Origin of the sequence: Micromonospora sp. NPDC049230, assembly GCF_040647875.1 — a bacterium.
Taxonomy (GTDB): Bacteria; Actinomycetota; Actinomycetes; order Mycobacteriales; family Micromonosporaceae; genus Micromonospora.
This window is the reverse complement of sequence record NZ_JBEZCZ010000028.1, coordinates 26,454-41,538: the sequence shown is the minus strand read 5'-3', so window position 1 is coordinate 41,538 and position 15,085 is coordinate 26,454. Positions and strand designations below refer to the sequence as shown.

Below are 15,085 nucleotides of genomic sequence, written 5' to 3'. Positions count from 1 at the left end.
CCTGCCTCCGCCATCGCCTCGCACCAAGGACCGGCCCACCCCTCCTCCCCTTACCGACCGAGGTCGATCCGACGACCAGCGCGCCGACTCGCCCCTGCCCCGGGCGGCCACCCGGCTCCCACACCGCGCCTTGCCTCGCCTCCGCACCGCAGTGCCTCGCTGTGGCGTTCGGCTGGGCGTCGGAAGGGCCGGCCGGGCCGCGGACGTCTCGGCCGTCCCGGGGCGGCGGAGGGCGCAGCGGGCCCGCGTACCCTCAATGGTCGGTGACCTGCCGCCTCGAAGGGGAGACGATGACCAAGCAGCCCGGCCGCGTCCCGGCCGCGGAGTCGCACGACCCGGCGGACGACGCGGCAACCCCCGGCAGCCGGCCGCTGCCCGCGCCTGGCGCGGCGGTGCTCGCGCTGCTGGCCCTCGGGTGGCTGACCGCCATGCTCTGGTCCACCCGGGAGGCCATCACCTCGGCGGCGGCCGGGGTGACCGCGATCAGTCTCTCCGCGTTCGCCCTGCCCGGTGTGATCTCGGCCGCGCTGGTGTGCGGTGCGGCAGTCGCGCTGGCCGGCGGCAACCTGCTGGCCCGCCGGTACGGCGACTGGGCCACCCTGCGCTACGCCGGGGCCATCGGCGGCGGGATGCTGGTCGGGCTGGCCGCCGCGGTGGCCATCAACCTCACCTACTTCGACACCTCGACCACCAACGTGATCGCCGGCACCACCGCCGCCGCGGCGATCATCGGTGGTGCGGTGGCCGCCGCGCGGACCGCACCGGCGGTCGGTGCGGTGGTGACCGCCGCACTGGGCACGCTGATCTTCGTTGTCGCGTTCAGCCAGGCCCGGGACCCGCTGTTCGACCTCTTCGGGGCCGGCGACAGCCAACAGTCGCTTGTCGACGCGGCCAAGTGGGTGTCCCGCACCGAGTCGCTTGTCGCCGGGCTACTCGCCGGGCTGCTCGCCTTCGGATACCTGACCTGGGCGCGACGCCGGATGCTGCGCCGCGATCCTGCGGTCCCGACGCTGCGCTGGCCGTCGTACCTGCTCGCCGGTGCCGGGCCGGGTCTGCTCCTGCTGCTCGCCGAGGTGATCATCCGGATCGGTGGCCGGTCGCTGCTCGACCTGGCCAGCGCCCTCAGCGAGGCGGACGCGGTGGCGCAGACCTCGCTGGGCACCTCGCGGGTGGACAACGGCATCTGGGTGCTCTTCGTGGGGGCGCTCACCGCCCTGATCGCGTTCGGCCGCACGCTCGGCCCGGCCCACACCGACGACGACGCACCTGCCGACAGCCCGGACATCGCCGTCGGGGACCGGGTCGACCCGAAGGACGACGAGCCGGACCCCGCCGAGGTGTTGGACACGGGCCCGGCCAAGGCCGATCCGGCCCGCTGACGCCGGGCTGACTCCGGCGTTCCGGCGGGCCGGCTCAGCTGGCGGCGTTCAGCAGCAGGTCCAGCTCTGTCACGTCGTACCACTCCAGCTCGTGATCCTCCGCGCTGTCGACGGTGAACTGCGCGTCGGGGTCGCCAGCAGCCGCCTCGGCCACCACCTCGACCGCCGCGGCGACCTCCTCGGCGGCGTCCGCGCCGTCCACGTGGAGGGCGGCGACGGCACCCACCGGCACGGCGTCGGCCAACGTCACACTGCTGGAACCCAACTCACCGTCGCCCCGCCCGAGCGCGCTCGCCGGGAGGTCGACCGAGACGACGACGCGGCGGCGGGGAGCGGTCGGGTCGGCCCGGAGCAGGTGCAGCGAGTCCTGGGCGGCCCGGGTGAACGCGACGTACTCCAACTCCTCCTCGTCACCCTCGGCGTACCACTCGCGCAGCGTCGGGGTCACCGCGTGCGCCTGGTCGGCGGCCAGCCCCTCCGCCCGCAGGCGGGCCACCATCGGTACGGTCGCCGGCACGTACACCCGGACAAGCTCGTTGGTCACCGGTCGTCTCCCCGCGTCGTCCTCCACCGGCGTCCGCCGGCACGGGCGCAGATCATGCCGCACGCCGTGATCGTCATACACCCCGACTCCGGCCGGTGGAAGTTCCCGCCCGGTGTGTCCCGTACGGTCGATCCACCGTCAGGTCGGCGGGGCGTTGGGCGGTCGGGGCTGTCGGTGGCAAACTGAGCCAAACGACATCAACCTCGGGAGTCCCTGTGGAGCCACGGTTCCTGCTGCTCTCCGACGTCGCCACCGAGCTGAACGTATCGGACTCGCAGGTCTACCACATGGTGCGCAGTGGCGAACTGCCGGCGATCAAGATCGGTGGACGCGGTCAGTGGCGCGTCGAGCGCGCGCGACTGGAGGAGTACATCGCGCGCAAGTATTCCGAGACCGCCGATTGGGTGCAGAGCAACCCACTCATCGACCGCGACCCCGAGTAGCAGAGCCCGACCTGGGCCCCGGCGCAGCCCGCCTACCCGCCCGGCGCAGCCCGCCCGCCCGGCGCAGCCCGCCCGCCCGCCCGGCGCAGCCCGCCCGCCCGCCCGGCGCAGCCCGCCCGCCCGGCCTGGGCCGCCCGGCCTGGGCCGCCCGGCCTGGGCAGGGCATGATCCACTCGGCTTTCATGAAGTTGGGGTGTCGGGGGCGCTGGGACCCCGCGATATCAAGAAACCCGAGTGGATCATGCGCCTTGACGGGTGGAGGCTGCCATCGGGCCATTGACCGAAGCCGCTCTGTCGCTCAGAATCGAGCTTGTCAGAGGCAAACGAAGGCAAACGCAGGGTTCGGGGGTCATGATGAGTGGAGCGCGACCCGGTCCTTCCCGACCACCAGTGCGGCTGCGCCCCGTCCCGCCCTTCGACCCGCCGTACGTCGACGAGACCGACGGGTCATACTGGCCGGCGCAGACCGACGGTCAGCTCGCCCTCGACCTGTTCACCTCCGCCCGACCCAGCCCGGTCCGGCCGCCGGAGCGGCGAGCAACCCTGCGCCCGGTGCCCCGCAGGTCCACCACCACCCACCCGGTCGCGTCGTTGCCGCCGTCGACCGCTCCGGAAACCACCCGAGCCGCGCACCGCTTCGTCGGCACCTGCCTGGAGGTGGTCAACGGCTACCGTTCGCCGACCCAGGTGCGGGCGCTGCTCGACCCGGCCCGAGCGGGCGACCTGCTGACCGAACTCGCCCGCGCAACCGGCCGGGCCGGGACATCCCGGCGCCGTACCGGCCGACCACTGGTCCGGCTGCTACGCCTGCGAGTCTGCGAGCCCCGGGAAACCGCGGTGGAGGCGGCGGCCGTCCTCACCGGCGCCGGCGGTCGGAGCTGGGCAATGGCACTGCGCCTCGAACATCGCCGGGGCCGCTGGCTCTGCACCGCCCTGCACGTCCTCTGACCACATCCGACGCACCCAGGGGCACGCCGCCCGCCCTTAATGGACGAGGTGGCCTCGCCGACCCTGGCACAGCCACCAGAGCGGCCCAGGCCTCGCCGATCGACCGACGAGGTGGCCATGCCGACCCTGGCGCGGCTCCAGACCGGCCCGGGCCTGGCTGATCGACTCGGGATTCGGGAAGTCGGGGCATCAACGACCATCCGATGCTCCGGTTTCCTTGAGGTCGGGATGATCACCGGGCGGCGGCGCTTGGCCGGAGGTCACGTGGGAGACGCCGAACGGGTCCCGGCCTGGACGGCCGGGACCCGTTCGGTCAGGTGCTGTCGGGTCGGTCAGTTGCCGCCGTTGGGGGCGCCGTGGCAGCGCTTGTACTTACGGCCCGAGCCACACGGGCACGGCGCGTTGCGGGACGGGCCGTTGCTCGCCTCCGCCTGGTTGGCTGCCGGTCGACGGGAGGCGACCGACGGAACCGCCGGGCCGCGGAGACCGGCGGCCGGACGTTGCGGAGCGGACGGGGCGGTCCGGCCCGGTGCCGCCGGAGCGCCCGGGGCGGGACGGCCCACACCGAGCGCCGGAGCCTGCTGTTCGGCCTGCTCGATGACGGGCGCGCCGGGGCTGGCCTCGCCGTCGATGGTGGGCGCGGAGTATTGCAGGCCCTGCCGCCGCGGCGCCTGGTTGAGACCCTTGGCCCGGATCTCCACCGGCTTGTCGAGCAGCGCGACCTCTTCCGAGCCCGACTCCGGCTCCGGCTCGGTCACCTGGACGTCGATGTTGTAGAGGAAGCCGACGGTCTCCTCCTTGATGCCCTCCATCATGGTGGCGAACATGTCGAAGCCCTCGCGCTGGTATTCCACGACCGGGTCGCGCTGGGCGTACGCCCGGAGGTTGATGCCCTCCTGGAGGTAGTCCATCTCGTAGAGGTGCTCGCGCCACTTGCGGTCGATGACCTGGAGCAGCACCATCCGCTCGAGCTGACGCACGCCCTCGGTGCCGAGCTGCTCCTCGCGCCTGTCGTACGCGGCGTTGGCGTCGTCCTTGAGGCGGGCGACGAGGAAGTCGGCGTCCATGCCGGCCCGCGAGCCGCCGGCCTCCTCCTCCAGCTCCTCGATCGTCACGCCGACCGGGTAGAGCTGCTTGAGGCTGGACCAGAGCTGGTCAAGGTCCCAGTCTTCGCCGTAGCCGTCGGAGGTGGCCCCCCGCACGTACGCCTCGACGGTGTCGTCGATCATGTTGCGGACCTGGTCGGAGAGGTCCTCACCGTTGAGCACCCGGAGCCGCTCGGCGTAGACGACCTGGCGCTGCTTGTTGAGCACCTCGTCGTACTTCAGCACGTTCTTGCGGATCTCGGCATTTTGGCCCTCGATCTGGGCCTGCGCGCTCTTGATCTGCCGGGTGACCATCTTCGACTCGATGGGCACGTCCTCCGGGATGTTGAAGCGCTCCATCACCGCCTCGACCGCGCCGGCGCGGAACCGCCGCATCAGCTCGTCCTGGAGGGACAGGTAGAAGCGGGACTCGCCCGGGTCACCCTGCCGGCCGGCGCGACCGCGCAGCTGGTTGTCGATGCGCCGGGACTCGTGCCGCTCGGTGCCCAGCACGTAGAGGCCACCGGCCGCCGCGACCTCGTCCGCCTCGGCGTCGCAGGCCTGCTTCCAGGTGGGCAGGACCTCCTCCATCGCCTTGGCGTACTCCTCCTCGTTTTCCAGCGGGTCGAGGCCGCGCTGACGCAGCTCGTTCGCGGCGAGGAACTCGGCGTTGCCACCGAGCAGGATGTCGGTGCCACGGCCGGCCATGTTGGTGGCCACGGTGACCGCGCCCTTACGCCCGGCCTGGGCGACGATCTCGGCCTCCCGTGCGTGGAACTTGGCGTTCAGCACGTTGTGCGGGATGCCCCGTCGGCGCAGCAGCTGGGAGAGGATCTCGGAGTTTTCCACCGAGACGGTGCCGACCAGGACCGGCTGACCCAGCTGGTGCCGCTCGGCGATGTCCTCGATGACGGCGTTGAACTTGGCCTTCTCGGTCTTGTAGATGACGTCCGGACGGTCCTCGCGGACCATCGGGCGGTGGGTCGGAATCGTCACGACGCCAACCTTGTAGACCTTGTTGAACTCACTCGCCTCGGTCTGCGCCGTGCCGGTCATCCCGGACAGCTTCTCGTAGAGGCGGAAGTAGTTTTGCAGGGTGATGGTGGCAAGAGTCTGGTTCTCCTGCTTGATCTCCACCCCCTCCTTGGCCTCGATCGCCTGGTGCATGCCCTCGTTGTAGCGACGGCCGTGCAGGATGCGACCGGTGAACTCGTCGACGATCAGGACCTCACCGTCGCTGACGATGTAGTCCTTGTCGCGCTTGTAGAGCTCCTTGGCCTTGATGGCGTTGTTGAGGTAGCCGACGAGCGGAGTGTTGACCGACTCGTACAGGTTGTCGATGCCGAGCCGGTCCTCGACCTTGGCGACACCGCGTTCGGTCACCGCGATGGTGCGCTTGGAGTGGTCGACCTCGTAGTCGCCCTCGCCGTCGGTGCCGGGCTGGAGGCGGGCCACCACGCCGGCGAACTCGCCGTACCAGCGGGCGGAGTGCTCGGCCGGGCCGGAGATGATCAGCGGGGTGCGGGCCTCGTCGATCAGGATGGAGTCGACCTCGTCGACCACTGCGAAGTTGTGGCCGCGCTGCACCAGCTCGTCCTTCGACCAGGCCATGTTGTCGCGCAGGTAGTCGAAGCCGAACTCGTTGTTGGTGCCGTAGGTGATGTCGCACTCGTAGGCGGCCTTGTGCTCGGTGGCTGGCCGGTTGGGCAGCACCACGCCGACGGTCAGCCCGAGGAACTCGTGCACCCGACCCATCCACGCCGCGTCACGCTGGGCGAGGTAGTCGTTGACCGTGATCACGTGCACGCCCTTGCCGGACAGCGCGTTGAGGTAGACGGCCATGACCGAGGTCAGCGTCTTGCCCTCACCGGTCTTCATCTCGGCGATGTTGCCGAAGTGCAGCGCCGCGCCGCCCATCACCTGGACGTCGTACGGGCGCTGGCCGAGCACCCGGGCGGCCGCCTCGCGGGCCACCGCGAACGCCTCCGGCAGCAGGTCGTCGAGGGTCTCCCCGTCGGCGAGCCGCTCCCGGAACTGCTCGGTCATGCCGGCCAGCTCCTCGTCGGTGAGGTTGACGTAGTCGTCCTCGATCGAGGTGACGGCGGCGGCGATGGCCTTGAGCCGGCGCACCATGCGGCCCTCGCCCGCGTTAAGGACCTTTTCCAGAATCGACACGGATCAACGCTCCCCTAGACAGTCTCGAACCATCGTAGGCGCTCCATCGGCGCGATGGTCACTGGTGGCGGTGGTCGACTCCGCCGAACCCGACATACTTCGCGTCCTGCGCACACCCCAAACGTTATCCGGTTACGCCGTCGGCGAACGCTGCGGCAGGATGCACGGGTGGAGCCCGTGGAGATCACTGAGGACGGCGTGCTGTTGCGGCCCTGGCGGGACGGCGATGCCGAGGCCGTACACAAGGCGTGCCAGGATCCGGACATTCAGCGCTGGACCACGGTGCCGCGCCCGTATCTGCCCGAACACGCCCTCGGCTTCGTCACCGAGATGAGCGGGACGGCCTGGGCGGAGGGCACCGGGGCGCCGTTCGCGGTCTGCGACCCGGCGACCGGTGAACTGCTCGGTTCGTGCGGGTTGATCTCCATCGACCGGGACGGCACCGGCGAGGTCGGCTACTGGACCGCTCCCTGGGCGCGCGGCCGGGGCGTGATGGTCCGCGCCACCCGGGCGGTGGCCCGCTGGTCCTTCGACACCCTCGGGCTGCGCCGGCTGATCTGGCAGGCCGAGGTGGGCAACCACGCCTCCCGGCTGGTCGCCCTCCGGGCCGGTTTCCGGATCGACGGCCGGCTGCGACTGGCCAACCCGGCGACACAGTCCGGCGCGGACGGCTGGATCGGCTCGCTGCTGCCCGGCGAGGTGCCCGCCCCCGGGGCGACCGGACCCGCCGGTCACGGCACCCTCGCGGCCCGCCGCGCCGCGGTCTTCGGCCGCCCACAGCCCACCCTGTTCGCCACCACCGGGGCCGGTGAGCTGCGCCTGCGACAAATGGAGGAGCGTGACCTCGACGCCGTGGTGCAGACCTGCCGGGATCCGGAGAGCATCCGCTGGACGACAGTGCCGGACCCGTACGAGCGATCCGACGCGCAGGGCTACCAGGTCTACGGCCAGGACGCCTGGGCCCGGGGTGAGGCCGCCTGCTTCGTGGTCGCCGACCCGGACGACAGGTACGCCGCCACTGTCGACCTGCGGCTCTCCCCCACCGACGCCCTGCTGGCCGACGTCGGCTTCATGACCGCCCCGGTGGCCCGTGGCCGGGGCTACCTGCCGGCCGCGCTCGTCGCGCTCAGCGCCTGGGGCTTCGCCACGCTGGGTCTGGCCCGGATCGAGTGGAGGGCGAACGTGGGCAACACCGCCTCGCGCCGGGTGGCGGAGAAGGCGGGCTTCACGTTCGAGGGGACCGCCCGCGGCGGGGTGCAGCACCGCGGCGAGCGGGTCGACGTCTGGGTGGCCGCGCTGCTCGCCGAGGACCTCGCGTGACGCTCCGGCAGGTGGTGGAGGCGCACGGGGTGCGGCTGCGTCCCTTCCGGGCCGAGGACACCGCCGACGTGGTCGACGGCTGCACGGACCCGCTGACCCAACGGTTCGTCTCGAATCTGCCCACGCCGTACACCCGGGCCGACGCCAGGTGGTGGATCGACGTCGGCGCCCCGGCGGCCTGGACCGGCGGCGGCGCGGCCTACGCCGTCGCGGACCCGGCCACCGACCGGCTGCTCGGCGCGGTGGGGCTGAACAACCCGGTGCCCGCGCGTGGCCAGGCCGAGATCGGCTACTGGCTGCGGCCGGCGGCGCGTGGGCGCGGACTGGCCGCCGCGGCCACCCGCGCGCTGAGCGAGCACGCGTTCGCCACCGGAACCGCTCGGCTGGAGTTGCTCACCGAGCCGGAGAACGGCCCGAGCCAGCGGGTCGCGCTGGCCGCCGGGTTCCGCCACGAGGGTTCGCGCCGGTCGGCCGGGTCGGGCCGGGACGGGGGTCGGCACGACCTGCTGGCCTGGGTACGTCTCGCCGAGGACCCGCCCGGACCGGTCGCCCGACTGCTGCCCGACCTGCCCGGCGGGGTGCTCACCGACCAGGTGGTGACGCTGCGCCGGCTCGCGCCGGACGACGCCGACCTGATGTACCGGCTGCACAGTCGACCCGAGGTGGTGGCGAACCAGGCGCCGCCGGTGCCGCCGACGCGAGAGGCGATCGAGCGACGCTGTCGTCTCGCGGAGAGCGGATGGCTGACCGGGAACATCGCCCGACTCCTGATCACCGACGCGGCCAGCGGGGAGCCGGTCGGCAGTTGCGGGTTGTCGTACACCGACGTGGCAGCCCGCGAGGCGTCGGTCGGCTACGCGTTGCTGCCCGACTGGCGCGGCCGGGGCTACGCGACCCGGGCGGCCCGACTACTGGTGGACTGGGCGTTCGGGGCCGCTGGTGTCACCCGGCTGACCGCCGGCACGGTGCCGGACAACACCGCCTCGCACCGCGTGTTGGAGCGGATCGGGTTCCAGCGCGAGGCAGTGCAGCGTGGGCGGCTGCCCGGCCTGGCCGGTGCCCGCCTGGACGACCTGACCTTCGCGCTGCTGTCGGCCGACCCGCGCTGACGGACCACGGAGTTGTGGCAGGCGTTCCCCTGCCACAACTCCTGGTCGACGTGGCTCGGTTATCGGTCGGTGGCGAGGGAGATGATGCCGTAGTCGTACGCGTGGCGGCGGTAGACGACGCTCGGGCGGCCGGACTCCTTGTCCTGGAACAGGTAGAAGTCGTGGCCGACAAGCTCCATCTCGAACAGCGCGTCGTCGATGGTCATCGGTTCCGCCGGGTGCACCTTCTCCCGGGCGATGTGCCAGGGCTGGTCGTCGTACTCCTCCTCGACCCGCTCCGCGACGGCGGTGCCGGCGCGGGCGCCGTCGAGCGGCCCGCTCAGCGGGGCGGCCACCAGGTCCGCGACGGGCAGACCCGCGGTGGCCTCGGCGACGGAGATTGGCGCGTGTCGCCCCCGGTGTACGCGGCGGCGGTCGGCCGCGCGGCGCAGTCGGGTGTCGAGCTTCGCGATGGCCGCGTCGAGTGCGCTGTAGAAGTCGTTCGTGCAGGCCTCGGCCCGCATGACCGGGCCGCGGGAAACGCAGGTGATCTCCACCCGCTGGCAGTGCTCGGCCTGGCGCGGATTGCGCTCGTGAAACAGCTCGACATCGACGCGAATCAGTTTGTGGTCGTAGCGTTCGATCTTTGCGAGTTTCTCGGCTACGTGCACCCGGTAATGGTCCGGCACTTCGACGTTTCGGCCCTTGACCACGATGTCCACGTGACCTCCCTTGTTCGGACGGTCTTCGATCCGGCAACCCGGTCGCGCGCCGTGGGGGGACCCGCTGGCGTCGACCGGTTGGTACGGCTACGCCTCCTCTCACCGCCGGGGGGCGTTGGAACGACCTCCTACCCCCGACAGCGAAACGCTAACGCCTGTTCGCCCGGCAGTCACCCCAAGTTGCCGAGACTGCCCAGGATTTTTCGCAGCTCATACACCAATGGGTGAAACGGAAACACTGTCTGTTACAAGTGGTGTCTTTTTTGGGTCGCCGCGAGCACCGCGGCGACACTCGGCACCCATCCGGTCGCACTCAGCACCCGGGTCGCGGCGGCCAGGGTCACGCCTGTGGTGACGATGTCGTCGAGCAGCACCACGACCGGCGCCGCGCCGGCCGCACGACCCCGACTCGCCGTGGAACGCGGCCGGAAAGCCGCCTCGGCCGCCGCCGCCCGTCCGGCGCTGTCCAGGGTGACCGAATCGGGCCGGGGCAGGGCACGCAGCGGGCGGTGTACCCGCGCCGACCAGCCGCACCGGTTGAGTCGGGCCGCGCAGTGTCGGGCCAGTCGGTCCAGGTGGTCTCCGTAGCGGGACCGGGCCGCCGCCGCCGTGTCCGGGACCGGCACCAGCGCCACGGGACGCGCCACACCGACCGCTTCGGCGACAACCTCGGCGAGCAGCGCGCCGAGCGGGCGGGCCAGGCCGTGCCGGCCGTGTTCCTTGTACGCCAGCAGAGCCTCGCGCAGCGGACCGGCGTACGGGCCGAGAGCGACGCAGGACGGCAGGCCCGGCGGCGCGGGCGTCGGACGGACCACCCCTGGGCGCAGCGCGCCCAGAGCCGCCACGCAGGCCGGACAGACGCCGTGCCGCAGGCCGGGCCGGCGCTCCCGACAACCCGCGCAGGTGGCGGGCAACACCAGGTCGGCGAGGTCCGCCCAGAGGCCGCTCACCACGTCACCGGGTCAGTAGAGGAAGAACGGCGCCGACGGGTTGCTCGGTCGGACACCGGCCGGGACCGGGGCGATGTCGCGTACGCGGCCGGGCTCGATCCGTTCGAAGGGGCTGCTGCGGTAGGCCACCCCGTTCGCCTCGTACATGTAGGCCCCGCTGGGCACCCGTACCGTGCGATTGGTGGGATAGGCGGTCAGGTGGTTGACCTTGGCGCCGAGGTCGGTCCGCAGCGGCGTCTCCAGGGCGCCGTCGACGCTGATCTCGTAGATCGCCGGCTGGCCGACGGACCCCGCCACCACCAGTTGGTCCTCGCTGCCCCAGTCGACAGCGGTGAGGGCGGTCAGCGAGGTGGCCAACTGTCGGGGCGGGCCGACGGAGACGCCCCCGCCATCCGTGTTGACGGCGGCGACGTAGAGCCGGCCACCGGCGATCAGCGCGACCCGTTGGCCGTCCAGCGCGGCGGCCACCGCTGTGACGTCGGCGGGCAGGTTGAGCGGCACCTGGTACATCCGCGCCGACTCGTCGAACCGGTAGAGCTGCCCGTCGGCGACGACCAGACCACGGCCGGGGCGCGCGTCGACGGTACGCAACCAGACCGGACGGCTCATCGAGGAGTATTCGGACGTGCTGCGGTTGAGGGCGGAGATCGGCGCGGCGCTCGCGCCCACCGCGAGGCGGTGCCGACCGTCGCCGCTGCCCTTGACCACCATCGCGGCGAGGACCCGCTGCCCCTTGGCCACCGCCAGGTCGGCGGAGACGATGTTGCGGTTGGCCTCGGGCGCCAGCGGCACGGCGCCGCTGAGTTCGCTGCCGAAGTCGAGCGGATGGATGGCGCCCTCGTACACGCCGAACCGCTGCGGGCTCTCGGCGTTCGGGTAGAGCTCGACGGAGTCCCGTCGCTCGCTCAGGTCCTGGACGGGGAGCGAGTTGTTGCGGATCCGCAACTCCAGCTCACCCGGCAAGTCCCCCAACGACCAGGCGATCTGCTTGATCAACTGGTCGATGCCGTTCTGGTCGTCGCCGGACATGTCCAGGTTGACCTCCCACCGGCCGTTGCCGCCGGTGGCATTGTTGATCAGCTCGGTGCGGTCGGGCAGCCCGACGACACCCGGGCGCAACCAGTCGGACGGGCCACCGACCAGCCACTTCACCACCTCGTTGACCCGGCGCTCGTCCGGCACCGCGAGCGGCCGGTAGCGCTGGTCGGGCACGAGGCGGGTGCGGTCCGAACTCCAGAAGTAGATCGACTCGTCCTGGTAGTAGCGACGAAGGGCGACGTCGCTGAGCAGCAGCACGTTCGGCGGGTCGAGAACGTACAACCCGGCACGCTCGTCGTTGACGCCGCCGTTGAACGCCGCGCTGCGGAGACCGAACTCGTACTCCGTCTCGGTCGCCACCGGTGGTGCCAGGATGCCGTTGGCCCGCAGCACGCCGATCTGCTGCACGGTGATCTTCACGGTGGTGGTCGAGTCGCTGTTGAGGGTGTAGACCGACTCGCGCAGCCGGACCACGTTCAACGCGACCTCGCTGCCCTTCTTGTCCTGGAGGCGGGACTTGTGCTCCGGGGCGATGTACGCCTTGACCCGCTCGTACGCCCGATCCGACTCACCGGCGGCGGCGGACAGGAAGTTGCGGACGAACGCCTCGTTGACGCTGCCGCTGGCCGTTCGGGTCGGCGGCTCGTTGCCCGGACCGTTGACCATGCCGGCCTCGGTCGCGGCCCCGCCCTTGCCGTCCACCCGCACGTCGGAGGCCGCCGGGATGCCGCAGCCGGCGCCCAGCAGCACCACCACGCCGAGCGCCGCGACAAGAGTCGGTCGTCTCATGAGCGCACCTCCGCCCGCTGCCCGTCCCCGGTCGGCGCCGGGTCGATCGCCAACGCCCCGCCCGTGCCGGGCCCGATGGCCAGCGGGCCGCCGTCGCGGGGCCCGCCGAACGGCAGCGCGGCGTCGGCCGGCACCAGCCGCAGCGGCGAGGTGGTCAGCCGGTCACCGGCCCGGGCCGGCAGCGTGAGCCGGAACTGCGCGCCCTGCCCGGGAGCGCCCCACGCCTCCAGCCAGCCGCCGTGCAGCCGGGCGTCCTCCAGGCTGATCGACAGGCCCAGCCCGGTGCCCCCGGTCTGCCGGGCCCGGGACGGGTCCGCCCGCCAGAACCTGTTGAACACCAACTTCTCCTCGCCCACCTTGAGCCCCACACCACGGTCCCGGACGGTGATCGCCACGGCGGTGTCGTCCACGCCGAGGGTGATCAGCACCGGACGGGCCTCGCCGTGCTCGACGGCGTTGCCGACCAGGTTGCGCAACACCCGCTCGACCCGGCGCGGGTCGACCTCGGCGATCACCGGAGTGCCCGGCAGGTCGAGCTCGATCGGTACGCCCACCCGCTCGGCCAGGCCAGCCAGCCGGTCGACCACCCGGTGCACCACCGGCACCAGGTCGGTCGGCTCGGAGTCCAGCATGGCGAAGCCCGCGTCGAAGCGACTGATCTCCAACAGGTCGGTGAGCAACTCCTCGAAGCGGTCCAACTCGGTTTGCAGCAGCTCGGCGCTGCGGGCCACCGCGGGGTCGAACTCGTCGCGCTCGGCGAAGATCAGGTCGGCGGCCATCCGGACCGTGGTCAGCGGGGTACGCAGCTCGTGCGAGACGTCGGAGGTGAACCGGCGCTGTAGTCGGGACATCTCCTCCAGACGCAGGATCTGCCGTTGCAGGTTGGTGGCCATCTGGTTGAAGGAGGCGGCGAGCAGGGCGAGGTCGTCCTCACCGTTGACCACCATCCGCTGGTCGAGCAGGCCGGCGGAGAGCCGCTGGGCGGTCCGTGCGGCGACCCGGACCGGGTTGACGACCAACCGGGTGACGAGCGCCGCGAGCAGCCCGAGCAGGATCACCAGGGCGACACCGGTGGCCACGACTGTGGCCCGCGCGTCGGCGGCGGTGACGTCCTGCCGGCTCAACGGCACCAGATAGTAGAGCTCGATCTGGCCGAAGCGGGTCGGCACCGGTGAGCCGTACACCAGGTATTTGGTGGACTGGCCGGTGAGCCGCCCGGTGCGGATCTGGCTGGCCACCTTGCCGTCGGCGATCGCGGCCCGCAGCTCCGGGCTGATCAGCGACTGGACGTTCGCCGATGGCGCGGTGCGGGTCTGGATGTCGTTGTGGTAGCCATCGGCGGTGATCGCCACCACCACACCGCTGGTCTGCTGGGGGTCACCGCCGGCCAGGTAGTTGACAGTGCCCTCGATGGTCTCCTGGAGCTGTGCCTCCTGCGGCTGACCGTAGAGGGAGACCTGCTTCGCCGCGTAGCTCGCACCGCTGATCACCCGCTGCCGGACGTCGCTGCGGGCGTTGTCGAGCAGGATGGTGCTGATCTTGTCAGCGATCAGGAACGCGAACCCGCCGACCAGCAGGCTGGACGCGACGAGCGTGATGGTCACGACCCGGACCTGTAGGGAACGGCGCCAGGTCTGGTGCACCCGGGCCACCACCCGGGCGACCCGGCCAGTCACCGCGCGCCAGAGCTCCCCGCCGGCGCTGGGCCGGCGGGCAGCCGTGCTCTGGGGGTGCGGGGGCGGCGAGGTCGACACAGTGCGACCAGGCTATCCGGTCCCCGCCTTGTATCCCACGCCCCGCACGGTGAGGATGATTTCCGGTCGCTCCGGGTCCGGCTCGATCTTGGCGCGCAACCGCTGGACGTGCACGTTGACCAGGCGGGTGTCGGCCGCGTGCCGGTAGCCCCAGACCTGCTCCAGCAGCACCTCGCGGGTGAAGACCTGACGGGGCTTGCGGGCGAGCGCGACCAGGAGGTCGAACTCCAGCGGAGTCAGCTTCACCTCCTCGTCGTTGCGGCTCACCGTGTGCGCCGGCACGTCGATGGTGATCTGGTTGTCCGGTGGCCCGATGGTCAGCATCTCGGGGGCGACGTCCTCGCCCCGGCGCAGGCGGGCCCGCATCCGGGCGACCAGCTCCTTGGGCTTGAACGGCTTGACCACGTAGTCGTCGGCACCGGACTCCAGGCCGAGCACGACGTCCACGGTGTCGCTCTTGGCGGTCAGCATGACGATCGGCACGCCGGACTCCGCCCGGATCGACCGCGCGACGTCGATACCGCTCATGCCCGGCAGCATCAGGTCGAGCAGCACGATATCGGGACGGCTGTCACGAAAGGCGGCCAACGCTCGCTCGCCGTCCGCCACGAACGAGGGCTGGAAACCTTCGCTGCGCAGGACGATGCCGAGCATCTCGGCGAGCGCGGGGTCGTCGTCGACCACCAGTACGCGGGCTCTCATGGGATTAATATTGCATCCTCAGTCAGTTCGGTGGGACCGGCGTCCGCCGGTAACGCATGTCGCCGCCGAAGAACCTGTCACCGCGACCCGCGGCGGCGGCGCCACGTGCTGCGGTGCCTGGTGCACGGAAGAGCCCCGGGCCAGACTG

Annotated in this window: 12 protein-coding genes; 5 read left to right on the top strand and 7 right to left on the bottom strand. The window is 71.7% G+C overall.

Annotation, left to right across the window (positions count from 1 at the left end):
* Positions 1-290: 290 nt before the first annotated feature.
* The gene (locus tag AB0A95_RS22470) at positions 291-1,379 is read left to right on the top strand and encodes a hypothetical protein (RefSeq protein ID WP_357557710.1); all 1,089 of its coding nucleotides are present in this window, start codon (positions 291-293) and stop codon (positions 1,377-1,379) included.
* Positions 1,380-1,413: 34 nt separating this feature from the next.
* On the opposite strand, the gene AB0A95_RS22465 is transcribed toward AB0A95_RS22470, so the two are convergent.
* Positions 1,414-1,923, bottom strand: coding sequence for a hypothetical protein (locus AB0A95_RS22465; protein ID WP_357557709.1), 510 nt, complete (start codon positions 1,921-1,923; stop codon positions 1,414-1,416).
* 215 nt (positions 1,924-2,138) lie between these two features.
* On the opposite strand from AB0A95_RS22465, the gene AB0A95_RS22460 reads away from it, so the two are divergent.
* A complete protein-coding gene (locus AB0A95_RS22460) occupies positions 2,139-2,366 on the top strand; it encodes a helix-turn-helix domain-containing protein (protein WP_357557708.1) in 228 nt (75 codons plus the stop codon).
* A gap of 351 nt (positions 2,367-2,717) precedes the next feature.
* Entirely contained in the window at positions 2,718-3,314 is a 597-nt protein-coding gene (locus tag AB0A95_RS22455; RefSeq protein WP_357557707.1) for an Rv3235 family protein, read from the top strand.
* A 332-nt stretch (positions 3,315-3,646) separates the two neighbouring features.
* Here AB0A95_RS22455 and secA read toward each other — a convergent pair whose 3' ends face one another.
* Complete coding sequence (secA, locus tag AB0A95_RS22450) at positions 3,647-6,574, bottom strand: preprotein translocase subunit SecA (RefSeq protein ID WP_357557706.1); 2,928 nt, start codon at positions 6,572-6,574, stop codon at positions 3,647-3,649.
* A gap of 177 nt (positions 6,575-6,751) precedes the next feature.
* Here secA and AB0A95_RS22445 point away from each other — a divergent pair, with 177 nt between their 5' ends.
* Together AB0A95_RS22445 and AB0A95_RS22440 are read left to right on the top strand one after the other, a co-directional pair.
* Positions 6,752-7,894, top strand: coding sequence for a GNAT family N-acetyltransferase (locus tag AB0A95_RS22445; protein ID WP_357557705.1), 1,143 nt, complete (start codon positions 6,752-6,754; stop codon positions 7,892-7,894).
* Positions 7,891-9,003, top strand: coding sequence for a GNAT family N-acetyltransferase (locus AB0A95_RS22440; protein ID WP_357557704.1), 1,113 nt, complete (start codon positions 7,891-7,893; stop codon positions 9,001-9,003). Before AB0A95_RS22445 ends, AB0A95_RS22440 begins: the two co-directional genes overlap by 4 nt.
* 59 nt (positions 9,004-9,062) lie before the next feature.
* On the opposite strand, the gene raiA is transcribed toward AB0A95_RS22440, so the two are convergent.
* The 5 genes from raiA to mtrA all read right to left on the bottom strand — a co-directional run bounded on the left by raiA (position 9,063) and on the right by mtrA (position 14,937).
* Positions 9,063-9,704, bottom strand: a complete 642-nt coding sequence (gene raiA, locus AB0A95_RS22435) for a ribosome-associated translation inhibitor RaiA (RefSeq protein ID WP_357557703.1) — start codon at positions 9,702-9,704, stop codon at positions 9,063-9,065.
* 245 nt (positions 9,705-9,949) lie between these two features.
* A complete protein-coding gene (locus tag AB0A95_RS22430) occupies positions 9,950-10,654 on the bottom strand; it encodes a ComF family protein (protein ID WP_357557702.1) in 705 nt (234 codons plus the stop codon).
* A 12-nt stretch (positions 10,655-10,666) separates the two neighbouring features.
* Positions 10,667-12,481 (bottom strand): LpqB family beta-propeller domain-containing protein, encoded by a 1,815-nt coding sequence (locus AB0A95_RS22425; protein WP_357557701.1) that lies wholly within the window; start codon positions 12,479-12,481, stop codon positions 10,667-10,669.
* On the bottom strand, positions 12,478-14,235 hold the full coding sequence (mtrB, locus tag AB0A95_RS22420; RefSeq protein WP_357557700.1) for an MtrAB system histidine kinase MtrB: 1,758 nt from the start codon (positions 14,233-14,235) through the stop codon (positions 12,478-12,480). The genes AB0A95_RS22425 and mtrB overlap by 4 nt, the downstream gene beginning before the upstream one ends.
* Before the next feature lie 12 nt (positions 14,236-14,247).
* Complete coding sequence (gene mtrA / locus AB0A95_RS22415) at positions 14,248-14,937, bottom strand: MtrAB system response regulator MtrA (protein WP_110564421.1); 690 nt, start codon at positions 14,935-14,937, stop codon at positions 14,248-14,250.
* Between the last annotated feature and the right edge of the window lie 148 nt (positions 14,938-15,085).